The following is a 22,405-nucleotide window of genomic DNA, read 5'->3' on the forward strand; positions in this document are numbered from 1 at the left end:
AACAATTTAGAATAACAATATGCCTATTCGCTCTTCTCAACCTTTGTATATTCAGGCCTGTGGCTTTCACTCTGCCATGGGACAAGATGACGCGCTCATCCACCAGTGTTTATCGGGAGCGAAGCCATCCAACATGGTGGTTGACCAAGATATTTTAAATTCAGGCCGCCAAACCGTAATCGGTCGAATTGCACAGACGTTACCGCAATTACCGACCGCACTCAGCCAATTTGATACGAGAAACAACCGCCTCGCACTGTCGGCTTTGCAGCAAATCGAAAGCGACGTGCGTGAAGCCATTGCTGAATATGGCCGTGACCGTATCGCGGTCGTGATCGGCACCAGCACATCTGGCATTTCAGATGGCGAAATCGCGTTTGGAGAGAAGCTGGCAAACGGCGAGTTTCCTGCCGACTACCATTACACCAAACAAGAGCTTGGCAACTGCAGCGATTTTATTGCCGCCTACTTTGATTTGAGCGGCCCACATTACTCAGTTTCAACCGCCTGTTCTTCTAGTGGTCGTGTCTTTTTAACCGCGCAACGCCTGATTCGCTCTGGTATTGTTGATGCGGTCATTGTGGGTGGCGTGGATACCATTTGTCGCCTAACGCTAAACGGCTTTAACGGTTTAGAAGCCCTATCCGATACTCTTTGCAAACCGTTTGACCAACATCGCAACGGCATCAATATCGGCGAAGCCGCAGCATTAATGTTGCTAAGCAAAACACCCGCGCCTGTTGCCCTTCTCGGAGTTGGCGATAGCTCAGACGCACACCACATTTCCGCACCACACCCAGAAGGGTTAGGCGCAGAAGAAGCGATGAAAAAAGCGTTGGCCAATGCAGGACTAACAGCACAAGACATTGGTTACATCAACGCGCATGGTACCGCAACGCCGTTAAACGATGCGATGGAAAGCAAAGCCATTCACCGCTGCTTTGGTGACTCCGTCCCTGTGAGCTCTACAAAGCCACTTACCGGACACACATTAGGCGCTGCAAGTGCAACGGAAGCCGCTATCGCTTGGCATATTCTCAAGTACAACCTTGACTTGCCAATGCAACACTGCGAAACCAAGGCAGACGATATCCATATATCGTTAGTTGAGACGCCAACCAAACTTGGCAACAAAGCGATTCTCAGTAACTCTTTTGCTTTTGGTGGCAACAATATTAGTCTTATTTTTGGTTACGCTCATGACTAAACTTCCTCCCATCGAACAACTTTTGCCACACGACAAACCAATGATTTTGGTTGATCGTGCTATAGATGTTCAACAAGATACGATTCACTGCCAGGTTGATATCGCAGAACACAACCCGTTCTTCGACTCGGCATCACACACCGTGCCAGCTTACGTTGGCATTGAGTTTATGGCGCAATCGGTCGCGGCGTGGTCTGGTTACCACGCATTAATGAAAGAACAAGCGCCACCGATTGGCTTTTTACTTGGTAGCCGTCGATACACGTCTGAATGCGATGCGTTTTCTCGCGGACAAATGCTCGATGTATATGCCGAAAAAGTCATGGAAGATAACGGTATGGCGGTATTTTCTGCCCGTATTGAGCTACAAGGAACTGTTGTAGCGACTTGCCAATTGAACGTTTACGTTCCATCAGAAGAAAAATTACAAGAAATGAAAATCAGGAGTCAACAATGACCCGACAAGTCCTCGTTACAGGTGCCAGCAAAGGCATCGGTAAAGCCATTGCCGTTCAATTAGCCAAAGATGGTTTCCAAATCATTGTCCATTACATGGGCGATCAACAAGGCGCGCAAGACACCCTAAACACCATCGAACAGCATGGTGGTAGCGGTCGTCTTATCCAATTCGACATCAGTGACCGTGCAGATTGTCGTGAGAAGCTAGAAGCCGATATCGCCGAACACGGCGCTTACTATGGCGTCGTGAACAACGCAGGCATCACAAAAGATACCGCTTTCCCTGCGATGACCGAAGAAGAATGGGATGGCGTGATCCATACCAACCTAGATAGCTTCTACAACGTTCTTCACCCTTGTGTTATGCCTATGGTGCAAAAGCGCAAAGGCGGTCGAATTGTTACCCTTGCATCAGTATCTGGCCTGATGGGTAACCGTGGTCAAACCAACTACAGCGCAGCAAAAGCGGGCGTAATTGGTGCAACAAAATCACTCGCACTTGAACTGGCAAAACGAAAAATCACCGTTAACTGCGTTGCACCGGGACTTATCGACACAGGCATGGTAGACGAACACGTAAAAGAACACGCGATGCCGCAAATTCCTTTGCGCCGCATGGGAGAACCAGAAGAAGTCGCTGGTTTAGTCAGTTACCTTATGTCTGACATCGCAGGCTATGTAACTCGCCAAGTCATTTCGGTAAACGGAGGCCTAGTATGAACCGTCGAGTCGTTGTAACCGGAATGTCGGGCGTGACTGCGTTTGGTAACGATTGGCAATCTGTCGAGCCAAAACTGCGTGACTGCCAGAACGCGACGCAATACATGCCTTCTTACGAACAGTATGATGGTTTGAACACCAAGCTCGCGGCACCAATTTTAGATTTTGAACTCCCAAAGCACTACAAGCGCAAGCAAGTACGCGGCATGGGGCGTGTTTCTAAATTGGCGACCGTCGCAACAGAAAACGCACTGAGCCAAGCAGGTTTGATTGGTAACGACGTACTCACCAATGGCCAAACGGGTATCGCATACGGCTCATCAACAGGCAGTACTGACGCAATCGGCGCATTTGGTGTCATGCTGAATGAGAAAACCACTAAAGCGATCACCGCAACGACTTACGTGCAGATGATGCCACATACCACGGCGGTGAACGTTGGTCTATTTTTCGGTTTGAAAGGCCGAGTGATCCCAACCAGCAGTGCATGTACCTCTGGCAGCCAAGCAATCGGCTATGCCTACGAAGCGATCAAACACGGCTACCAAACGGTAATGGTTGCTGGTGGCGCTGAAGAATTGTGCCCAACGGAATCCGCTGTCTTCGATACCCTTTTTGCTACCAGTCTGAAGAATGAAGACCCGAAAAGCACACCAAGACCTTATGACTCCGATCGCGATGGTTTGGTGATTGGTGAAGGTGCGGGAACGCTAGTTCTGGAAGAGTACGAACACGCCGTCGCTCGTGGCGCGAAAATCTATGCAGAAATCATCGGTTTTGCTAGCAACTGTGATGCCGCACACGTCACTCAACCACAGATGGAAACCATGCAAATCTGTATGGAAATGGCTTTGCAAAACGCGGGGATTACTGCTGAGAAGATCGACTATGTATCTGCTCACGGCACTGCCACCGACCGCGGCGATATTGCAGAAAGCAACGCAACAGCGAATGCTCTGGGCAAAGTGCCAATCAGCTCACTCAAGAGTTACTTTGGCCACACACTAGGCGCGTGTGGCGCAATTGAAGCGTGGCTAGGTTTAGAAATGATGCACACGGGTTGGTTCAACCCAACGCTCAACCTAGAAAACCTCGACGAGCAATGTGGCGATTTAGACTACATTGCCGGACAAGGCCGAGAGCTGGACGTGAAATATTTGATGAGTAACAACTTCGCCTTTGGCGGCATCAACACCTCCATCATCTTTAAAAAGATGTAATGCCCTTAGTAAATGCAAAAGCGCTGGTTAACCAGCGCTTTTTTGTTAGTTACCAATCAAAATTCATTTATCATGAGGTAATAGCAAACGAGATATTACCATTCCGCGATACACAGGCGACTTTTAACACCACGAATTTGTAATCCCATCGCTTCAAAGACATGCTCAAAATCTTGGCAAGATGCAGGTACATTAGGCAACGACATTGAAGCCTCAGTGAAAAATGTCCGACTCAAAGTATCCGTCTCTCCCCACGCTAACTGCCACCAATCCAAAATTCGCGGCTTGGATGCGTTTAATCGATAGCTAGCAGGAATACGATCACGCTTGTTTAGGTTTTCAACCTTAGATGTTGGTAGTAAGTTCCACTTATCATTGTTGGGCCAATAAGCAAAAGGCAAACAGTGATCAACGTGATACTCATTTCGTAATTTGCTTCCACTCCATACACTGACAATGTCGCAATGGCTGAGCTTCAACTGTTCAATTCTCTTTCGCACGACTCGCGTATCATGGTCTTTATCAATCCAGACCAAACAATCATGATACGTTTGCAGTGGAATACCCCGCTCTTGATTAGACCGAAATCGTTGCATTTCCATAATCCACTGGTTGACCACCAGCGGCTCAATCCAAGAGTTATACAATCGAAAACAATCCCAAAGGCTTTCATCCAACACAAACAGCCCATAACTTTCGAGGAATTCGCCATCCACAACAATTGAACTTTTTGGCTTCTTAGCTGAACGAATCATTTCAAAGTAAGGGTTTGATTTATCACCTTGATAGGTAAAGGTGACGGGACCATCTTTTATGGTTTTTAAGCTGTCTTTTATTGCTTTATCAAGCGCAACTGAATCTTCACCCAAAAATGTCGTGCCTATAGCAAGATCATCAGGACTTAAATGGGAAAGTCTGCCCCAACCATCGGGCTTTATAAAACCTAGCCCTTTAGACGAGTTCGAGCTTTGCTGGATGTTCTCTTTATCGATTAAACGCTTAAATTGACGAATCCAATATAAGCCGACTAATCCTAATGGGATGGCAACTTTACCTTCGCTGCGATCAACCACTGCACCAGAATGAGCGTCTGCAATACGTAGTAAAGTACGTAGTAGTGCTAGTTTATAGGTAGCCGATTTGGAATCATTGACGATAATGTGGCGAACCTTATTCAGATCACCAGAACCATCATCAGGCAAAGACATCACTACCGTTTGCCAAGATACGCCCGTTCGCTTTAACTGATCATCATCGAGAGATACGTTTCTCACCATTAAAGCGCTATTCTTTGCAAACTTTTCGAGCTCTTCAACCGATACCGGATAAGCTTTACGACCGTCAGAAAAGTCACCGTGACGAAGGCTAATCACCAATCGACCATTAGGCGCTAACAAATTTGCAAGTTTGCGAAATGCACGTTCACGGTGCGTAGGCGCAAGATGCATCCACACAGCACTGACAAGAATTAAATCGAAGCGAAAGCCAAGATTAATGGTTTTCTCAAGCTTAGGTAATGCATCTTCAAGCCAAGTAACGGAATCGCCACAGTAAGACTTACCAAGCCTTAGAAGTGCTTGAGCAGGCTCAATCGCAACAACTTCACACCCATGTTCAGCCATCCATTTCGCGTCTCGACCAGAGCCCGCGCCAACATCTAACACGCGATCTCCAGCCTGGGGCCAGAAAACTCTCCAACTCGCGTGGACATCCTCAAACTGGAGCGATGTGTATTGCTTCGCGAAAGAGTCGGCGTGTTGGTCATAAAAATTAGAAGTGGCAGGCATAAAGACTAACGAAAGATAATTAATATGCGTCCATATTAATTGCTAGAAATTGCAATGGCTAGAATGCCATTCAAAAGTTGTAGATAGAGTGGTAATTACAGCCAAAAACCTAAAAACGACAAAGCCCCGACAACTCAAAGAGTTATCGGGGCTTTTGAATAAATGGCACGCCCTATTGGATTCGAACCAATGACCACATCCTTAGAAGGGACGTGCTCTATCCAGCTGAGCTAAGGGCGCGCTACAGGGACAGGATTATACGAGTTCAAACGGGTAAATCAACGGGTTTTCATAACATTCTGATCTGAATGCCTAAAAAAAGTCCATCAAAACGCTTAATGTTCAAAAACACCACAAGGCAAACGTTTGCGTATGGATGTTAATAAGAAATTCTGCGACAATGCGCCGCAGATAATTTGCCTTCTTAATTTATAAGGAAAGTCATGACTGCTCAAAATATAGACGGAACTCTCATTTCCCAAACTGTTCGCTCCGAAGTGGCTGCACGTGTTAAAGCGCGTGTTGAAGCAGGGCTACGTGCTCCTGGTTTAGCAGTGGTCCTAGTTGGTGAAGATCCTGCTTCTCAGGTTTATGTCGGCAGCAAACGCCGCGCATGTGAAGAAGTTGGGTTTGTTTCTAAGTCTTTTGACCTTCCTGCGTCTAGCTCAGAAGAAGAGTTACTAGCGCTGATTGATGAATTAAACAACGATGATGAAATTGACGGAATTCTAGTGCAATTACCCCTTCCTGCGGGCATCGACACAACACATATTTTAGAGCGCATTCACCCAGAGAAAGACGTGGATGGCTTCCACCCTTACAACGTTGGTCGTCTTGCGCAACGTATTCCAAAGCTTCGCTCTTGCACGCCAAAGGGCATCATTACCCTACTCGACCGTTACAACATTGAGCTACGTGGTAAACATGCTGTTGTGGTCGGTGCATCAAACATTGTTGGTCGTCCAATGACACTTGAGCTGCTGCTTGCGGGCTGCACAACGACAACATGTCACCGTTTTACCAAAGACCTAGAGAGTCATGTGCGTCAAGCTGACGTCGTTGTGGTTGCGGTTGGTAAGCCTAACTTCATCCCTGGTGAGTGGATTAAAAAAGGCGCAGTGGTGGTCGATGTCGGTATTAACCGTCTTGATTCAGGCAAACTAGTTGGCGACGTGGAATACGACAAAGCACGTGAAAGTGCGAGCTTTATTACTCCTGTTCCTGGTGGCGTTGGCCCAATGACCGTCGCAAGTTTAATTGAGAACACGATGCTCGCTTGCGAACAGTTCCACACAGACAAATAACGTAAAACTTCAGATACGAAAAAGGCTCCGCAAGGAGCCTTTTTGCTAATTTTTGATATCTATTTCAATTACAGACTTAAAATCACGCCCGCAATAGAAGCGCTCATTAAGTTCGCCATGACCCCAGCGATAATCGCACGGAAGCCATGCTTAGAAACAAATGCACGCTTTTCTGGTACCAATGAGCCCAACCCACCAATCAGCATCGCCATGCTTGAGATGTTTGCAAAGCCACACAAAGCAAACGTCACGATTGCTTGTGAGTGTTCACTAAGTTGAGACTTCACTTCTGCAAGCTGGATGAAAGCGACGAACTCATTCACCACAATCTTGTTACCAATCAGCGAGCCTGCTGTGGTTGCTTCTTGCCATGGTACACCTAATAACCAAGCGACAGGTGCGAATACATACCCTAGGATCAACTCGAAGCTTAGTGGCGTCCCAACAAGGTCACCAATCCAACCTAGCATGCCGTTTAACATTGCAATGACACTGATGAACGCCAATAGCGTACCACCTACCGATACAGCAATGCGTACACCCGCCATGGCACCATCGGCTAATGCTTCTACTACGTTGGTTGCACGTGGAATTTCAACTTGGCTAATGTCGATATCTGCTGCTTTATCCGTATCTTCTGGCATTAAAATTTTTGCCATCAGCAAGCCCGCAGGTGCCGACATAAATGCAGCAGCAATAAGATAGTTAAGGTCGACGCCCAGTGACGCGTAACCAACCAACGTTCCACCAGCAACAGAAGCCAAACCACCTGTCATCACCGCAAAGAACTGCGAGTCGGTCATGTGCTTTAGGTATGGCTTTACCATCAATGGCGCTTCAATGGTGCCAACAAAAATATTCGCCGTTGCAGACAAAGACTCCGCACGACCGATACCCAGCAGCTTTTGAATACCGCCACCGATAAAGTTGATGATTTTTGGCATCACACCAATGTGATAAAGACCGGAGATAAGAGATGAAAAGAAAACGATGATACCCAGAACATTGATCGCAAAGGTGAAGCCCCCTGTCGCCAAATTACCGAATAAAAACGCAATGCCCTCTTGACCATAGTTGATCAAATTCGACACTACGCTGCTCACTGAATTCAGCGCATCTCGTCCTGCTGGTACATATAAAACCAACAACGCAAACAGTACCTGCAAAGCAAACGCAAACGACACTGTTCTCAGCTTTATATTTTTTCTATTTGTAGAAAGTAGCCATGCTACGAATAGTATGGCTACGATACCAATAATTGAGTTCATAAAATGAATCCGACAGAAGGGAGATATGGAAGGCACCGGATTGTATAGTGGACTCAAAATGCTGCAAGTTGAGGATGTTAACAGTGTGAAAAGTTTAAGCGCCCAATAATTAACCTTAATTATAAGGTATTGAATTATATAAATATAAACGTTTGCTTATTTTTATTATTTCTATATGGAAAAGATGTTTCTAGTTCTGGAAAAATTTTTGTGAAGTGAATCACCTTATGTGCCGTTCAATACCGTCATTGATCCTGTTACTTAGGAATAGATATGTAAGGCGCTAGACGTTGATCCCAATGACACGGGTTACCGATCTTCTGTTTGATGAAGTTAATCACTGCGGATATTTTTTTGGGCATATGCTGGCGGCTTGGATACACCGCATAAAACGGCATCGACTGGCTGGCTTTCCAGTCCGGTAACAACTGTATTAACTTACCCGTTCTAAACTCATCACCCAGTAAGTAAGTGGCAAGGTAGGCAATGCCCCAACCTGCAATAGCGGCATCCCGAACGGCTTCTGCCAGATCCACTGAATAGTTGCCCGAAACTTTTACGTTCAACTCCTGCTGATCTTTAGTAAACGCCCAACCCGTATAGTCACGCTCCCAGCTTCTGTATATAAGACAGTTGTGAGAAGACAAGTCATCCGGCTCTGTTGGCGTATCATGTTTCAATAAGTAATCTGGTGATGCCGCCACAACAAACTGGCAATCCGTCAAACGCTGCGCAATGTAGCCTTCAGGCAAATGCTCGTTGTTGGTCACCCATAAATCGAGCCCTTCGGCTAACATATCGACCTTATAGTCAAACAAATGCACCTCCACTTGAAGTTGAGGATACAGTTCGCGTAACTCTTGAATCGCTGGGATAATGTGTAAGGTACCAAATGATTGCGACAATCCAAGACGTACCAAACCTGCCACTTCATCCCGCTGGGTTTCCATCTCTAATGTAGCACTGCTCACCGCTTGTACTACTTGCTCACAGTGATGAAAAAAGGTTTTTCCTGCCTCAGTCGGCGTAAAGCTTCGCGTAGTGCGTTGAACAAGCTTGATACCAAGAGACGCTTCTAGCTGACTCAACTGTTTACTCACATGAGACACCGACACGCCTAAGCTCTTTGCAGCCGCTGTGAAGCTTTTATGTTTAAGAAGAGCGGAGAAAATCACCATTTGTGCGGCACGTTCAGATAACACGCTTTACCTCGATTTGATTATAGGAAAAACAAAGGACTCCGAAGAGCCCTCATATTGAATACTGGATGCCAAGTGATTATTTGATAACAGCTCAGTATTTAATTCGGTCAGCCAAGTGACTCACGGCGAGTGCGAAGTAGTAAGAGCGGTTCCACTTCATCAGTACGTTGTAGTTATTGTAAACCAGATACGTACGACCATTTTCGTCGTCCGGCATGATCAACCATGCTTTGATGTCTTCATCCAGTTTTGGCAACGGACTACCATCGTATTTTGTGATACCAAGTTTGCTCCACTCCTGAAGGTATTTACCTTTTTCAGCTGTGCGCCCTTCTAAGCTGCGATCAATGCCTTTAGGAACTTTCACTTGGCGACCCCAAGTGTATTTGTCATCCCAGCCGGACTTGCTCAAATAGTTAGCGGTTGATGCAAATACGTCGGCTTCAGATTGCCAAATGTCTTTTTTACCATCCCCGTTGCCGTCAGCGGCAAAACGAAGAAAAGAGCTTGGCATAAATTGACACTGTCCCATCGCACCAGCCCAAGAACCTTTAAAATTATCTAGCTCGATATGGCCTTGATCGAGGATCTGCAATGCCGACATGGTCTCTTTACGGAAAAACTCTTCACGACGACCTTCAAATGCCATTGTCGACAACGCGTCAATCACTTTGAAGTTACCCGTAAATTTACCAAAGTTACTTTCTACACCCCACAGCGCCACGATAAAGCGAGGCTGCACACCGTACTCATCGCCTATACGCTTTAGCTCGGTGTAATGCTCTTTATAGAGTTGTCTTGCTTGCTTCACCTTCCATTCAGGCACCGCGCGAGGAATGTATTCATCCAACGTCAGTTTCTTCTCTGGCTGGTTTCGGTCCGCTTTTACTGCTCGAGGCTTGTACTCAACATTCGCAAAAGCAGCACTAATGACCTGCTCTGAGATACCTTTATCACGCGCTTCAGCACGCAGCTTATTCAAGTATTCATCGAAACCCTCGCTACTTGCAAAAGCCGAGGTACACACACCAACGCTAAGCATGGTAGCCAGTATTTTTTTCATATTGCCCTCCTTGAGCAAGGCAGAAATCCCAGATGAAAAACGATGACGTTATTCGCCTTTCTGCTGGGCTTTTTGTTCTTTGTACTTTTCTAGTAGGTTCTCCGGCGGAGGCGGAACCTGCAAAAAGAAGCCATCATTTTGCAATGAAGCCTTCACTTTTTCGATATCAACTTGTGCCAATTTACGGCCATCAAGTTTAATCGTCATAACAGCGATAGGCTTACCGAACATCTGCATTAAGGTGTCAGGAACCTGTGAAAAATCATCCTTTTTCGGAATATAGAGATAAGTACCTTCTTTTTTCGAGCTTTTATAAATAGAACAAAGCATGACACGCCTTTTATGCTGATTTAGCCGCGTTGAGTGCGGATTAGGTTGAAAACGTCAAATTCTCGCAAACTTAATAGCAAATTTGAGATTAATTCACCTATTTGCCCACGAGAGAACTTGCTGCGTCAAAGGATGAAATATAACATGACAGACCTAGTTTAAGGCAACGCTCTTTCAATAAAGGCAAGAAGTCCACGATGACCCATTCACCAGACCTTAAAGGTAGCAGTTTTACATTGTCAGTTTTACACCTTTCTGACAATGAGATCGCAAAGACTGTCGAATTTTTGCAAGAAAAAGTTTCTCAAGCACCTTCTTTTTTTGCATCCGCGCCTTTGGTAATCAATATAGCAAAAGTACAAGGCGACATTGATTTCCCTAAGCTTAAACAAGGCATCTCAGATGCTGGTTTTATTCCGGTCGGTGTAACGGGCTGTAAAGACAAGCGTGTACAAAATCTTGCTTCCGAAGCTGGCTTCGCCATTATGTCGGCAAGCAAATCACCAAGCCAGGCGCCAGCCAAAATGGCACCAACGAAAGTAGTTCGCACGCCTGTTCGATCAGGACAACAGATCTACGCGAAAGATGGTGATTTGGTGGTGTTAGCGCACGTCAGTGCAGGTGCTGAAGTCATTGCTGACGGCTCTATTCATATCCATGGCACACTTCGAGGCCGTGCGATTGCAGGCGCAAGTGGTCAGCAGGAAGCGCGTATTATTTGCCACGATTTACAAGCAGAACTGGTATCCATTGCGGGTGACTACTGGTTAAGCGATCAAATTGAAAGCGAGTACTGGCAAAAGAAAGTAATGATCAGTAAAGCCGATGAATCATTGCATTTAGAAGTTCTCGCGATTTAATCTAAAAAGGAAAAAAAATGGCACGCATTATTGTAGTAACGTCTGGTAAAGGTGGCGTTGGTAAAACCACTTCAAGCGCAGCCATCGCCTCTGGTCTAGCTCTGAAGGGAAAAAAGACCGCGGTGATCGATTTTGATATCGGTTTGCGTAACCTCGACCTAATCATGGGCTGTGAGCGCCGTGTCGTGTATGACTTTGTAAACGTCATTAACGGCGAAGCGACATTAAACCAAGCGCTGATCAAAGATAAGCGCACGGACAACCTATTCATTCTTCCTGCTTCTCAAACTCGTGATAAAGACGCACTGACAAAAGATGGTGTTCAGCGCGTATTCGGCGAACTTGATGAAATGGGCTTTGATTTCATTATTTGTGATTCACCAGCAGGTATCGAACAAGGCGCATTGATGGCCTTGTACTACGCCGATGAAGCCATTGTCACAACGAATCCAGAAGTCTCTTCTGTACGTGACTCTGACCGCATTCTCGGTATTTTAGATTCTAAGTCCCTGCGCGCAGAACAAGGGCTAGAGCCAGTAAAACAGCACCTGCTACTGACTCGCTACAACCCATCTCGCGTCACTCAAGGCGAAATGCTAAGCGTTGAAGACGTAGAGGAGATCTTACATATTCCACTACTGGGCGTGATTCCAGAAAGCCAAGCCGTGCTTAACGCGTCAAACAAAGGTGTACCGGTTACTTTTGACGATAACACCGATGCGGGCATGGCTTATTCTGACACCGTTGATCGCTTATTAGGCAATCAGGTTGAATTTCGTTTCCTTACTGAGGAGAAGAAAGGACTCTTTAAACGACTCTTTGGAGGCTAGACATGTCATTATTAGAATTTTTCCGCCCACAGAAGAAAACTTCTGCGAATCTAGCTAAAGAGCGTTTGCAAATCATTGTTGCTGAGCGCCGCAGCCAAAATGATCCTGCGCCTTCTTACTTGCCTCAATTGAAAGAGGACATCTTGAAGGTGATCAGTAAGTACGTGGCAATTGATCCAAATATGGTTGACTTAACATTTGAGCACAAAGACGACGATATCTCAGTTCTTGAGCTCAATGTGAAGCTACCAGACGACGAGAAGTAATCAGTTTCTCTCGCGAGACGAATACTCTAATTAGAACGAAAAAGGTTGGCATCGAGGCCAACCTTTTAATCATTCATTACTTTAACGCTTTATTCATCTTATCGCCCAGCAGGTCCAAACGCCAGCCCTGCATCAAGTCAGGCAACACTTCTGGATCGCGATCTTTTTTCCACACCCAACTGATCAGCTGATTAATCTGCTTTTTAGAAGCAAGGAACTCCGTTGCTAAGCCAGACTTCTGCGACGCCGATTTCACTATGTCTTTCATATTTTTGAAGACTTGTTTGTAACCTGGATAATCCATTAAGCGTTCAATTTTCGCCGGATACTCTTCAGAAGGTGTTTGCTTCGCTTGTTTAACAATCGCGGCAATCTTCGCGCCATGGCGGTTAATCGCTCGGATATCAATATCTTCCGCTTCCATCTTCTTAAAGTTAGTTAAGCCAAGACGAGCGACTGTTAACAGGTCACCTTCTTTGAAGATAAAATTCAGCGCTAAATCTCGTTTGATTGCTTCACGGTAACGCCACGTCGCTAGAGGCTTTAAAATCGCCAGTTCAGAAGGTTTTAACTGCCAAGCACCTTTAATATCAAGGTAGGCATTCTCCTCATTAGTGACGCGAATGCGTTTTGAAACCAACAAATCACTTTCTTGTTGTACGGCTTCCCACCAACCTGCTTGCGTCACCTTATCGAGCAGCTTTTCGTATAACGGTAACAAGTAATGAACATCTGCGGCAGCATAATCTAATTGCTTTTGTGTCAGTGGACGAGCCATCCAGTCAGTACGTGATTCACTTTTGTCTAGCTCAACACCTAAATATTCTTCCACCAGCGTTGCAAAGCCTGTTGATAGACCGTGGCCAAGAAAGGCCGCCATCAACTGAGTATCTACCATAGGGAACGGCGTACAACCAAATGCATTTTGGAAAACTTCTAAATCTTCACCGCAGGCATGCAGCACTTTTAACACGGAAGTATCTTTTAATAGCGCTACGAACGGCGTCATATCCGTTAATTCGGTCGGATCAATCAGCGAGAGGCGATTACCATCGAAAAGCTGAATCAGACCTAACTGCGGGTAGAAAGTGCGAATACGGACGAATTCGGTATCCAGCATCACTACATCTGCCTCTCGGGCGTGAATGCAAACTTCTTCTAGGTCTTTGTTTTTGGTAATAATTTGATAATTCACATACTTCTCGCTATAAAAAATGCCAGCAAAACGCTGGCATTCTATCATTTTTTAAATCTCTCGACTCGACGAAATCGGCTTATGCGCTTTTCTTCGCAAGTTCAGCGTCATTCTCTTCGCGTAGAACACGACGCAAGATCTTACCGACATTGGTTTTAGGTAAGTCTTCGCGGAACTCAACCAACTTCGGCACTTTGTAGCCAGTTAAGTGCTGACGACAATGCGTAATCACTTCATCTTTGGTCAAGCTCGGGTCGCGTTTCACGATGTAGATCTTCACTAATTCACCAGAGACTTCGTGCGGTTGACCAATAGCAGCCACTTCAAGGACTTTGCCGTGTAGCGCTACAACGTCTTCGATTTCGTTCGGGTAAACATTAAAGCCTGATACTAAGATCATGTCTTTCTTACGGTCAACGATGTGCAAGAAGCCTTCGTCATCGAACTTAACAATGTCGCCCGTTGATAGCCAACCGTCTTCGTTGATCGTATCTTTCGTTGCTTCAGGTCGTTGCCAGTAGCCTTGCATAACCTGAGGACCACGAACTTGAAGTTCACCAGTTTCAGTATTCGCAAGAGCGTTGCCTTCTTCGTCCACAATACGAACTTCTGTTGATGGCACAGGCAGACCAATCGATCCATTGTATTCAACAAGGTCATGCGGGTATGCCGCAACCAATGGAGAACACTCGGTTAGGCCGTAACCTTCTAGTAGGTAACAACCCGTGGTCTTCTGCCATCTTTCTGCCACTGAGCGCTGCACTGCCATGCCGCCGCCAACGGCTAAACGTAGGTTACTGAAATCCAACTCGTGGAAGTCTTCGTTGTTGATCAAAGCATTAAATAAGGTGTTCACGCCCGTAATCGCAGTAAACGGATGCTTTTGTAGCTCTTTCACGAACCCTGGAATATCTCTAGGGTTGGTAATAAGTAGGTTACGGCCACCCATTTCGACAAACAGTAAACAGTTTACGGTAAGAGCAAATACGTGATACAGCGGTAACGCTGTCACGACTAACTCGCGCCCCGGAGATAAAACCGGTCCGTACGCGCCTTTTGCCTGTAGAACGTTCGCAATCATGTTGCGGTGAGTCAGAATGGCACCTTTCGCGACGCCTGTCGTCCCCCCCGTATATTGCAGGAATGCAATGTCATCCCCAGACATAAACGGTTTAACGTATTGTAGACGACGACCTTTACGTAGAGCCTGACGCATTGAGATCGCACCAGGTAAATCGTACTTAGGCACCATGCCCTTAACGTACTTCACAACAAAATCGACAATCGTACCTTTCGCTCGTGGCAGCATTTGACCAAGGCTGGTTAACACCACGTGTTTAACTGGTGTTTTATCGACGATTTGTTCTAGCGTGTTCGCAAAGTTAGATACAATCACAATCGTCGTCGCACCTGAGTCATTCAATTGGTGTTCAAGTTCACGAGGAGTGTAAAGTGGGTTAACGTTTACGGCGATACAACCTGCACGCAAAATACCAAACAACGCCACTGGGTATTGCAGTAGGTTTGGCATCATCAGAGCAACACGGTCACCCTTTTGCAGTTTTAACTCGTTTTGCAGATACGCTGCGAATGCGCGACTACGCTCTTCCAATTTACGGAAGGTCATAACCGAGCCCATGTTCATGAATGCTGGTTGGTCTGCATATTTTTGTACAGACTGCTCAAACATTTCTACCAAAGACTCATATTGCTCTGGATTAATGGTTTCAGGTACGTCACTTGGATAACGTGAAAGCCATGGTTTATCCACGATGTTACTCCTCGTTTATAACTGGCTAAAAAATAGCGTCCTTTTTATTTTGAAAGCTATTACAGCACAGCGAACGTGCTTGAGCACGCAACTCTCAAACACTTGTTTAAATTTTGTTAACTACACCAAGAATTCGCGTTGCGACCTCGAGTATTTGCTCTAAATGACAGTGATGACCACCCTTGACAGAAACCACTTGCGGCGAGTTCTCTCCCCAATCAGCTTGGTTAGATGGTAAATTCTGAAATCCTTGATCGCCTAATACGATCAAATGAGGACAACGTATTTGGCTGGTAATCGAGTTAGCATGCGCTTGCGCCATTCGGTAAAGCGACGCACATTTTAACTTGGCGTCATGCCGCCAATACCATTTATCTCCTCGCTGCTCCGTTCCTCGCTCGACTATCGGCAGAAGCTGCTCAGCGGTTAATTGGTTGGCTTGCACGCGTAATTTTAACGCCAGATCGAAGGAGGCAATGGCTCGCTCTGGCTTGTTTTGCTGTCTTATTCGACTTAAAACGCCATCGCGAAGACGAGGCAAACTGTTAGTAGGATCTTCAGTAAGAGGTCCTGCTCCCTCAATTTGCACAAGAGCTTCGACCAGCTCTGGAAACGCAGCACTATAGCAACTTGCGATTAAAGCACCAAGTGAATGCCCTACTAATATCAGTCTGTTTGGCGATAATTCGTCCAACAACTGATATAAATCGGCAATATAGTCGTGAAAGGGGTAATAGTTATCGTGAGATTTATGACTCGATAAACCGTGACCAAAATGATCGATGGCGAGGAGGTGTAAGTGAGGATTAAGTTGGTTCAACTGCTCCATGAGCGCTTTAAAGCTGCCCGCATTATCTAACCACCCATGAAGAAAAACGACTGACAAGTCAGCCGTTTTCTCGTTCCCTATCTCAAGGGCTGCCATTTTGCCGGCAGGAAGCTCGAATTGACGCTCATGCATCGCAGATTATTTGACCTGTTTTATCACTTTACCGTCTTGTGGGAAATCATTACGCCACATGCGGCAGTTAATCGAGTAACATGGGTAAAAGTAGGTTGGCGAGTCATACATGCGTACACGTTCTTCAATTTTCCACAAACGGTAGCCTTGCCCCTTAATGATCGGGAATACGTATTCGTGCTCACCAATCTTTCCTTCTTCTTCTCCGGCGCCTTTACCTACAACCGTCAACAAGCGGCCTTCACTAAAGGCGACGGGCTCTAAATAGCCATCAAAATAGGCGACAAAACGTCCCGTTGGCTCTTCATCAATATCCGGTTTACCAGATTTACTGATTGGTAGGTTTACGATTTCTAGACGGGTTTTATCTTTAAAGTTATCCACTTTAGCGATGATTCCACCAAGACGAACATCTTCACTCACTTGCCCCTGAGACTCAGCGAAAGCTTTATAATCAGTAACGACTTGTTCTGTGCTGGCATTTAACTCCTCTGGCAACGAGCTACACGCAGACAAACCAACCGTAGCAAATAATGCGAGAAAAAACCGTCCAAAAACCTTCATAAACCACCTTTCAATATTAGTAACCCCAAGCTGGGGAGATCTCACACGTAAATATCGACACCAAGTAATTGAGCCAGTTCCTCTTTTTTAGTTCGATTCATGACATCCATGTACTGCTCCATTGCTTTACGTGCGCTCCCTTCAGGAAGGTCATATTGCACTTGAGCTCGGTGAATTTGGGACTCATCCACGTGTTTTATGGAGTGCGCCACAGCGTTAGCAACCTTTGAAGGCTGACCTACAGGCTGCTTTGTTTGTGATTTATCTACCTGCTTCTTTTTGCTGACTTTATTAGTGCGATTTGCACCGGGAATCAAAGAAGGAGGCAAGCCATTAATCGACGCCATAGCACTCCATAAAAATACAGGGCAAACGCCCTGCTTTTTGTCAGGTTAATGAAAAACGGACTATTCGCGACCAGGAAGTTTTTTCCATGTCACATTATCACGTAAATAGACAGGGCTCGAATCTTCGACCGGCACGGTATTACCCTTTTTAAATTCTTGTTCAGCAAGAATCACGATGTCTTGTGAATCAGGGTACAGAACGTCACCATGCGTCAAGTTAAACGGTAAATCTGCTAACGCTTCTTGGTAGGCATCCCAACCCGTGCCTGCTGTCGTCCACGTTTTGTCGTCTGCTTGTGCTTCTTCAGTTAGACGTGCAGGTGGAATAACACACTCTTCATCAATACCAACCCATTCACCATTGTCTTGACGAGAATAGCGCGCCCAATAAATTTCACTCATACGTGCATCAATGGCCACAGCAACATTGGTCACACCATGTAAACGATGGCTACCTTGAGCCATCGCAGCCAGCGTTGAAACGCCGATCATAGGCAAGTCAGCGCCGAACGCCAAACCTTGTGCGATACCAATACCGATACGAACGCCAGTAAAGCTACCTGGACCACGTCCAAACGCTAACGCATCTAGCTCTTGTAGAGTCAGGCCAGCTTCTTTAAGTACTTCATCAACCATTGGCAGTACTTTTTTGGTGTGATCGCGTGGTGCAACCGCGCTACGTGAAATCACTTGATCATTAGCCAACAACGCAACTGAACAGTTTTCAGTCGCTGTATCGATAGCAAGAATTTTTGCGCTCATTTAACTCTCTACAACTCTCATTTATTGGGTTATGCCTCAGCACTTGCGTCTGTGACAGATTGTTCTGCTTTCAGGAATGCTTTGATTCCATCTAAGTCTCGCGTTCTTGGGATAGGTGGTAGACTTCCAAGGAAAATACCACCGTAGTCTCGCGTGACGAGGCGATTATCACAAATGATCAACGCACCGTGATCCTTCTGATCTCGAATTAATCGCCCTACACCCTGCTTTAACGTAATCACTGCATCCGGGATTTGTACTTCAGCAAATGGTTCACCGCCACGTAATCGACAATCCTCGATACGGGCTTTGAGTAACGGATCGTCAGGGGCGGTAAACGGTAATTTGTCGATAATAACACAGCTCAGCGCATCACCTCTAACATCAATCCCTTCCCAGAAGGCGCCTGTCGCCACGAGTAAAGCGTTACCCAGTTCCATAAACTCCGCCAAGGTTTTCTGCTTACTCATCTCCCCTTGCATTAACACAGGCAGCTCAAGTACTTCTCGGAACTTCTCACCTAGTTCACGCATCATGCTGTGCGAGGTACATAAAAAGAAGCAGCGACCATCATTTTCTTCAATCACCGGAGCAAGCATTCGGACTAACTTATCCGCTAAGCCGTTACTGTTTGGCTCTGGCAGATACCTTGGCACACAAAGGCGCGCTTGTTTTTGATAATCAAAGGGGGACGGCAGAGAAAATTGCTTTGTAGGCTTGAGGCCAAGGCGCTCAGTAAAGTGCTTGAAGTCGCCCGATACGGCTAGAGTTGCTGACGTGAAAATCCACGCGCCTTGTTTAATCTCTATTTGCTCATGGAACTTGTCCGCGACAGAAAGAGGCGTAATGTGCAGAGCGAAATGACGAGGCGAGGTATCGTACCAGTATGAGTAACCGGTAATATCGACATCACATACCCGGTCGATGCGGCCTTTGATCAAATTGGCTCGTTCAAAGGCGGTATCCAGTAATTGACTGCGCCCTAAGGCTATTTTGAGTACATCAATCGCCAATTCGAGGCTATCAGTTAAGCGCAATAATTCTCGCTTAATAGAGCCTGATTGCAACGCCTCACGCCAGTTGCCACGAAAGCCTGGCTCACCCAGTACAATCCGCATGTCCATTGCGCTTTGCATGAGTTTGTCGCCCACTTTTTGCAATTGACGCATATCTTTGGCTTCGGTGCGGTAGGCTATTTCAATATCTTTGGCAAGATCGTGAATTTGGCGACTTGATACTGACTGGCCGAAATATTCGCTCGCAATATCTGGCAACTGATGAGCTTCATCAAAAATAAACACATCGGCTTCTGGGATCAGTTCACCAAATCCTGTTTCTTTGATCGCTAAGTCAGCAAGAAATAAGTGATGGTTCACCACAACAATGTCGGAATCCATGGCTCGCTTACGCGCTTTCAATACAAAGCAATCGGTGTAGCTCGGACACTCTTTACCTAAACAGTTATCATTGGTTGAAGTGATGGTCGGAATGATCATGCTGTCTTCTGGCAGATCATCACAATCACCAAGGTCACCTGTTTTGGTTTCTGATGACCAAGCACGCACTTTAACCAGTTGAGTTAATAACGTCGGGTCAGATTCATTAGTGTGGCTTTCGACCATTTGGCGGCTCAAACGATCCAAACACAGATAGTTAGAACGCCCTTTTAATAACGCCACTTGACCATAAAAACCAAGCGCATTGACCATGAGTGGTAAGTCACGATGGTACAACTGCTCTTGCAAGTTTTTCGAACCTGTACTGATGATCACTTTTTTACCGCTCAACAGCGCAGGGACTAGGTAGGCGAAGGTCTTACCGGTTCCGGTTCCTGCCTCCACCACCAACTGGGTTTGATCTTTGATCGCACTGCTGACGGCTTCCGCCATATCGATTTGTGGCTGACGAGCTTGAAAGCCCGGAATGGCCTTACCTAATGCGCCATCAGAGGAAAAAGTTTTTGCGATCATGCTTGGTATTGAGTTTGAAAAATTATCGAGAGTATATCAGAGGAATAGGAGTGACATCAGCCCACAATCTGACCAGCTTGCGGCGACACACGGATATTTTGTTGAAACCAACGTAAGAATAGATTATTTATGGTGAAACATGGCAGTACAGTTACACCCGCCAGGGAATAATAACAAATTCGTACGCTAAAATATTAATGCATGGAAGTACCTGATTTATGGAAAAGAAAACACTGTTGACCCACTGTTCTGACGCCCCGGGTCTCATCTCGAAAATCACTAACATCTGTTACAAGCACCAACTCAACATCGTTCACAATAACGAATTTGTTGATAATACCAGTGGCCACTTTTTCATGAGAACGGAGCTGGAGGGATACTTCAACGATCAAACGTTTCTTGCCGACTTGGACCAAGCACTCCCGCAAGGTGCTAAGCGTAAATTGGTTGGCTCTCGCCGTAAGCGCATCGTCATTCTCGTCACAAAAGAAGCGCATTGTTTAGGCGATATTCTGATGAAAACCTACGATGGAAGCCTAGATGTTGAGATCGCCGCTGTGGTAGGGAATTACGACAAACTGCAAACTCTCACTGAGCGCTTCGACATTCCTTACCACCACGTGACCCATGAAAACCTTAGCCGTGAAGAACACGAGCAGAAGATGCTAGAAGTGATCGATCAATACGATGCTGACTTTTTGGTGTTAGCTAAATACATGCGCGTATTAACGCCGACGTTTGTTGAGAAATACCACCACAAAATCATTAATATTCATCACAGCTTCTTACCTGCTTTTATTGGCGCTAAGCCATATCAACAAGCTTACGATCGCGGTGTGAAAATCATCGGTGCAACGGCACACTTCGTGACTAATGATTTAGATGAAGGGCCGATCATCAAGCAAGACGTAATTCCTGTCGACCATACATTCAATGCCCAAGATATGGCACAAGCGGGACGCGATGTAGAGAAGAACGTATTGAGTAAGGCTTTGAATAAAGTGATCAATGACCACGTCTTTGTTTATGGGAATAAAACAGTGATCCTGTAATCCCTCCGCACTAGTTACAACGAGAATGAAACCCGTCCAACTTGGCGGGTTTCATCTTTTCAGGGATATCCCCCCGACTCTAACCATCAAAATTAAACCGATATATTATAATTTTTCATTTCACTACAACTATTTACTGAGAGAATGATTCCGTTTATCATTTGGTCCCCTTATAATAAACCACGTTAATATTACGGAATTAAAATGAAAAAAACGTTAGTGGCTTTTCTGATTGGGCTGACTTTGCCAGCAACCACAATCGCAGATACTCTTAAGCCTGTTCAGAATGATGTATCCACTCGCATTATTGGCGGCGAGCCAGCTAATACTTCCGACTGGAAGTTTATTGCTTCACTGGTCCGTAAAGGACAGCCAACATCTATTGGTCACTTCTGTGGCGGTAGTTTCCTTGGTGGAAAATACGTATTAACTGCTGCGCACTGTGTGGAAGGTCTTAATGCGGACGATATTGATATCGCTCTTGGTCTTTATGATCAAAACAACGAGTCTCACGCGCAGCGCATTGCGGTTAACAATATCTACTCGCATACTGCATATAACAGTAATACAACGAACAATGACATCGCTCTTATCGAATTAGAACGCAATGTCGATAGCGCAACTATTGATCTGGCAACGCCAGAACTTTTAGGTAGCGTACGTGTGGGAGACAAGTTGCATGTGGCTGGATGGGGAAATACGTCCACGACAGACAGAATATACCCAACCGTTTTACAACAAGTAGATTTGGAATACGTAGATCGAGCTACCTGCCAAAACCTACCAGGAAACTCAGGGCAAGATCATGAAAATCCTTTATGGCATAAGGGGTGACGTGAAGTGATGTTTCCACTAATTTGTACATTTAAATCACAATAATTTCAATACATTCAAGATCGATTTGATGATCAGATTTAGGTGTGATCATATACTGTTTTTTAACAGCAGATATTTAGCCTAATGAACGGATTAAGCCTTTTGGACCATATATCAGTTATTCGAGACCCTCGCCAAGCTTGGAAAATAGAGCACACGCTAACCGACATTATCTTCTTAACGATTACAGCAGTGATTGCTGGTGCTGAAGGTTGGGAGGATATTGAAGATTTTGGTGAAGATAACTTGGATTGGCTTAGACAGTATGGTCAGGGCAAGATCATGAAAATCCTTTATGGCATAAGGGGTGACGTGAAGTGATGTTTCCACTAATTTGTACATTTAAATCACAATAATTTCAATACATTCAAGATCGATTTGATGATCAGAT

The 22,405-nt window shown here is 45.6% G+C and carries 21 protein-coding genes, 1 tRNA gene and 2 pseudogenes; 11 read left to right on the forward strand and 13 right to left on the reverse strand.

Annotated elements, in window-relative coordinates; all coding sequences use genetic code 11:
* Window positions 1-19: 19 nt before the first annotated feature.
* Genes NL643_RS01785 through NL643_RS01800 form a run of 4 tightly spaced genes read left to right on the forward strand, consistent with a single transcriptional unit; the run spans window position 20 to window position 3,606 of the window.
* Window positions 20-1,207, forward strand: coding sequence for a beta-ketoacyl-[acyl-carrier-protein] synthase family protein (locus tag NL643_RS01785; RefSeq protein WP_182021141.1), 1,188 nt, complete (start codon window positions 20-22; stop codon window positions 1,205-1,207).
* Window positions 1,200-1,664 (forward strand): hotdog family protein, encoded by a 465-nt coding sequence (locus NL643_RS01790; protein WP_015296415.1) that lies wholly within the window; start codon window positions 1,200-1,202, stop codon window positions 1,662-1,664. Before NL643_RS01785 ends, NL643_RS01790 begins: the two co-directional genes overlap by 8 nt.
* Window positions 1,661-2,386: a 3-oxoacyl-ACP reductase FabG gene (fabG, locus tag NL643_RS01795; protein WP_029837311.1), complete on the forward strand. Its 726-nt coding sequence runs from the start codon at window positions 1,661-1,663 to the stop codon at window positions 2,384-2,386. The genes NL643_RS01790 and fabG overlap by 4 nt, the downstream gene beginning before the upstream one ends.
* Window positions 2,383-3,606 (forward strand): beta-ketoacyl-ACP synthase, encoded by a 1,224-nt coding sequence (locus NL643_RS01800; RefSeq protein ID WP_017448728.1) that lies wholly within the window; start codon window positions 2,383-2,385, stop codon window positions 3,604-3,606. Before fabG ends, NL643_RS01800 begins: the two co-directional genes overlap by 4 nt.
* 95 nt (window positions 3,607-3,701) lie before the next feature.
* Here NL643_RS01800 and NL643_RS01805 read toward each other — a convergent pair whose 3' ends face one another.
* A complete protein-coding gene (locus tag NL643_RS01805; protein WP_253643812.1) occupies window positions 3,702-5,393 on the reverse strand; it encodes a methyltransferase domain-containing protein in 1,692 nt (563 codons plus the stop codon).
* A 163-nt stretch (window positions 5,394-5,556) separates the two neighbouring features.
* Window positions 5,557-5,633 (reverse strand) — tRNA-Arg (locus NL643_RS01810).
* A gap of 203 nt (window positions 5,634-5,836) precedes the next feature.
* Here NL643_RS01810 and folD point away from each other — a divergent pair.
* Window positions 5,837-6,697 carry a bifunctional methylenetetrahydrofolate dehydrogenase/methenyltetrahydrofolate cyclohydrolase FolD gene (gene folD, locus NL643_RS01815; protein WP_253643813.1) on the forward strand — a complete coding sequence of 287 codons (861 nt, stop codon included), beginning with the start codon at window positions 5,837-5,839 and terminating at the stop codon, window positions 6,695-6,697.
* A gap of 68 nt (window positions 6,698-6,765) precedes the next feature.
* On the opposite strand, the gene NL643_RS01820 is transcribed toward folD, so the two are convergent.
* The 4 genes from NL643_RS01820 to NL643_RS01835 all read right to left on the reverse strand — a co-directional run bounded on the left by NL643_RS01820 (window position 6,766) and on the right by NL643_RS01835 (window position 10,560).
* Entirely contained in the window at window positions 6,766-7,965 is a 1,200-nt protein-coding gene (locus NL643_RS01820) for a NupC/NupG family nucleoside CNT transporter (RefSeq protein WP_031780514.1), read from the reverse strand.
* Between the two features lie 257 nt (window positions 7,966-8,222).
* Window positions 8,223-9,167 carry a LysR family transcriptional regulator gene (locus NL643_RS01825; protein ID WP_005396032.1) on the reverse strand — a complete coding sequence of 315 codons (945 nt, stop codon included), beginning with the start codon at window positions 9,165-9,167 and terminating at the stop codon, window positions 8,223-8,225.
* Between the two features lie 91 nt (window positions 9,168-9,258).
* A complete protein-coding gene (locus tag NL643_RS01830) occupies window positions 9,259-10,230 on the reverse strand; it encodes a lytic transglycosylase domain-containing protein (RefSeq protein ID WP_048626139.1) in 972 nt (323 codons plus the stop codon).
* A 48-nt stretch (window positions 10,231-10,278) separates the two neighbouring features.
* Window positions 10,279-10,560 carry a YcgL domain-containing protein gene (locus tag NL643_RS01835; RefSeq protein ID WP_005382303.1) on the reverse strand — a complete coding sequence of 94 codons (282 nt, stop codon included), beginning with the start codon at window positions 10,558-10,560 and terminating at the stop codon, window positions 10,279-10,281.
* Between the two features lie 197 nt (window positions 10,561-10,757).
* Between NL643_RS01835 and minC the strand changes: the two genes are divergently transcribed.
* Genes minC through minE form a run of 3 tightly spaced genes read left to right on the forward strand, consistent with a single transcriptional unit; the run spans window position 10,758 to window position 12,516 of the window.
* A complete protein-coding gene (gene minC / locus NL643_RS01840) occupies window positions 10,758-11,420 on the forward strand; it encodes a septum site-determining protein MinC (protein ID WP_005382304.1) in 663 nt (220 codons plus the stop codon).
* Between the two features lie 17 nt (window positions 11,421-11,437).
* Complete coding sequence (gene minD, locus NL643_RS01845) at window positions 11,438-12,250, forward strand: septum site-determining protein MinD (RefSeq protein WP_005388331.1); 813 nt, start codon at window positions 11,438-11,440, stop codon at window positions 12,248-12,250.
* A gap of 2 nt (window positions 12,251-12,252) precedes the next feature.
* Window positions 12,253-12,516 (forward strand): cell division topological specificity factor MinE, encoded by a 264-nt coding sequence (gene minE / locus NL643_RS01850; protein ID WP_005396037.1) that lies wholly within the window; start codon window positions 12,253-12,255, stop codon window positions 12,514-12,516.
* Between the two features lie 76 nt (window positions 12,517-12,592).
* Here the strand turns inward: minE and rnd are convergent, their stop codons facing one another.
* From rnd to NL643_RS01885, 7 genes are all read right to left on the reverse strand, one after another.
* On the reverse strand, window positions 12,593-13,711 hold the full coding sequence (gene rnd / locus NL643_RS01855; protein WP_253643814.1) for a ribonuclease D: 1,119 nt from the start codon (window positions 13,709-13,711) through the stop codon (window positions 12,593-12,595).
* 79 nt (window positions 13,712-13,790) lie between these two features.
* Window positions 13,791-15,482 carry a long-chain-fatty-acid--CoA ligase FadD gene (gene fadD, locus NL643_RS01860; protein ID WP_253643815.1) on the reverse strand — a complete coding sequence of 564 codons (1,692 nt, stop codon included), beginning with the start codon at window positions 15,480-15,482 and terminating at the stop codon, window positions 13,791-13,793.
* A 106-nt stretch (window positions 15,483-15,588) separates the two neighbouring features.
* Window positions 15,589-16,443 carry an alpha/beta fold hydrolase gene (locus NL643_RS01865; RefSeq protein WP_253643816.1) on the reverse strand — a complete coding sequence of 285 codons (855 nt, stop codon included), beginning with the start codon at window positions 16,441-16,443 and terminating at the stop codon, window positions 15,589-15,591.
* A gap of 6 nt (window positions 16,444-16,449) precedes the next feature.
* A complete protein-coding gene (locus tag NL643_RS01870) occupies window positions 16,450-17,007 on the reverse strand; it encodes a Slp family lipoprotein (protein ID WP_048626136.1) in 558 nt (185 codons plus the stop codon).
* A 41-nt stretch (window positions 17,008-17,048) separates the two neighbouring features.
* Entirely contained in the window at window positions 17,049-17,354 is a 306-nt protein-coding gene (locus NL643_RS01875) for a hypothetical protein (RefSeq protein WP_005396047.1), read from the reverse strand.
* 60 nt (window positions 17,355-17,414) lie between these two features.
* Window positions 17,415-18,116: a tRNA (adenosine(37)-N6)-threonylcarbamoyltransferase complex dimerization subunit type 1 TsaB gene (gene tsaB / locus NL643_RS01880; protein WP_048626135.1), complete on the reverse strand. Its 702-nt coding sequence runs from the start codon at window positions 18,114-18,116 to the stop codon at window positions 17,415-17,417.
* A 29-nt stretch (window positions 18,117-18,145) separates the two neighbouring features.
* Window positions 18,146-20,086 carry an ATP-dependent DNA helicase gene (locus tag NL643_RS01885; protein ID WP_005382210.1) on the reverse strand — a complete coding sequence of 647 codons (1,941 nt, stop codon included), beginning with the start codon at window positions 20,084-20,086 and terminating at the stop codon, window positions 18,146-18,148.
* Between the two features lie 218 nt (window positions 20,087-20,304).
* On the opposite strand from NL643_RS01885, the gene purU reads away from it, so the two are divergent.
* From purU to NL643_RS01900, 3 genes and pseudogenes are all read left to right on the forward strand, one after another.
* Window positions 20,305-21,138, forward strand: coding sequence for a formyltetrahydrofolate deformylase (gene purU, locus NL643_RS01890; protein WP_005382206.1), 834 nt, complete (start codon window positions 20,305-20,307; stop codon window positions 21,136-21,138).
* Between the two features lie 204 nt (window positions 21,139-21,342).
* Window positions 21,343-21,930 (forward strand): annotated as a pseudogene (locus tag NL643_RS01895) (trypsin-like serine protease); the annotation flags it as partial.
* Window positions 21,931-22,098: 168 nt separating this feature from the next.
* Window positions 22,099-22,284 (forward strand): annotated as a pseudogene (locus tag NL643_RS01900) (transposase family protein); the annotation flags it as partial.
* Window positions 22,285-22,405 lie beyond the last annotated feature (121 nt).

Source organism: Vibrio sp. Y42_MX_L11 (assembly GCF_024181785.1).
Classification (GTDB): Bacteria; Pseudomonadota; Gammaproteobacteria; order Enterobacterales; family Vibrionaceae; genus Vibrio; species Vibrio diabolicus.

What these genes read in the sequence shown, in the direction of transcription:
- NL643_RS01800 (WP_017448728.1), top strand. Translation starts at nt 2,383, where the DNA reads ATGAACCGTCGAGTCGTTGTAACCGGAATGTCGGGCGTGACTGCGTTT.
- NL643_RS01785 (WP_182021141.1), top strand. Translation starts at nt 20, where the DNA reads ATGCCTATTCGCTCTTCTCAACCTTTGTATATTCAGGCCTGTGGCTTT.
- tsaB (WP_048626135.1), bottom strand. Translation starts at nt 18,116, where the DNA reads ATGAGCGCAAAAATTCTTGCTATCGATACAGCGACTGAAAACTGTTCA.
- folD (WP_253643813.1), top strand. Translation starts at nt 5,837, where the DNA reads ATGACTGCTCAAAATATAGACGGAACTCTCATTTCCCAAACTGTTCGC.
- NL643_RS01805 (WP_253643812.1), bottom strand. Translation starts at nt 5,393, where the DNA reads ATGCCTGCCACTTCTAATTTTTATGACCAACACGCCGACTCTTTCGCG.
- NL643_RS01865 (WP_253643816.1), bottom strand. Translation starts at nt 16,443, where the DNA reads ATGCATGAGCGTCAATTCGAGCTTCCTGCCGGCAAAATGGCAGCCCTT.
- purU (WP_005382206.1), top strand. Translation starts at nt 20,305, where the DNA reads ATGGAAAAGAAAACACTGTTGACCCACTGTTCTGACGCCCCGGGTCTC.
- minD (WP_005388331.1), top strand. Translation starts at nt 11,438, where the DNA reads ATGGCACGCATTATTGTAGTAACGTCTGGTAAAGGTGGCGTTGGTAAA.
- fabG (WP_029837311.1), top strand. Translation starts at nt 1,661, where the DNA reads ATGACCCGACAAGTCCTCGTTACAGGTGCCAGCAAAGGCATCGGTAAA.
- NL643_RS01875 (WP_005396047.1), bottom strand. Translation starts at nt 17,354, where the DNA reads ATGGCGTCGATTAATGGCTTGCCTCCTTCTTTGATTCCCGGTGCAAAT.
- NL643_RS01820 (WP_031780514.1), bottom strand. Translation starts at nt 7,965, where the DNA reads ATGAACTCAATTATTGGTATCGTAGCCATACTATTCGTAGCATGGCTA.
- NL643_RS01870 (WP_048626136.1), bottom strand. Translation starts at nt 17,007, where the DNA reads ATGAAGGTTTTTGGACGGTTTTTTCTCGCATTATTTGCTACGGTTGGT.
- minC (WP_005382304.1), top strand. Translation starts at nt 10,758, where the DNA reads ATGACCCATTCACCAGACCTTAAAGGTAGCAGTTTTACATTGTCAGTT.
- NL643_RS01885 (WP_005382210.1), bottom strand. Translation starts at nt 20,086, where the DNA reads ATGATCGCAAAAACTTTTTCCTCTGATGGCGCATTAGGTAAGGCCATT.
- minE (WP_005396037.1), top strand. Translation starts at nt 12,253, where the DNA reads ATGTCATTATTAGAATTTTTCCGCCCACAGAAGAAAACTTCTGCGAAT.
- NL643_RS01835 (WP_005382303.1), bottom strand. Translation starts at nt 10,560, where the DNA reads ATGCTTTGTTCTATTTATAAAAGCTCGAAAAAAGAAGGTACTTATCTC.
- NL643_RS01830 (WP_048626139.1), bottom strand. Translation starts at nt 10,230, where the DNA reads ATGAAAAAAATACTGGCTACCATGCTTAGCGTTGGTGTGTGTACCTCG.
- NL643_RS01790 (WP_015296415.1), top strand. Translation starts at nt 1,200, where the DNA reads ATGACTAAACTTCCTCCCATCGAACAACTTTTGCCACACGACAAACCA.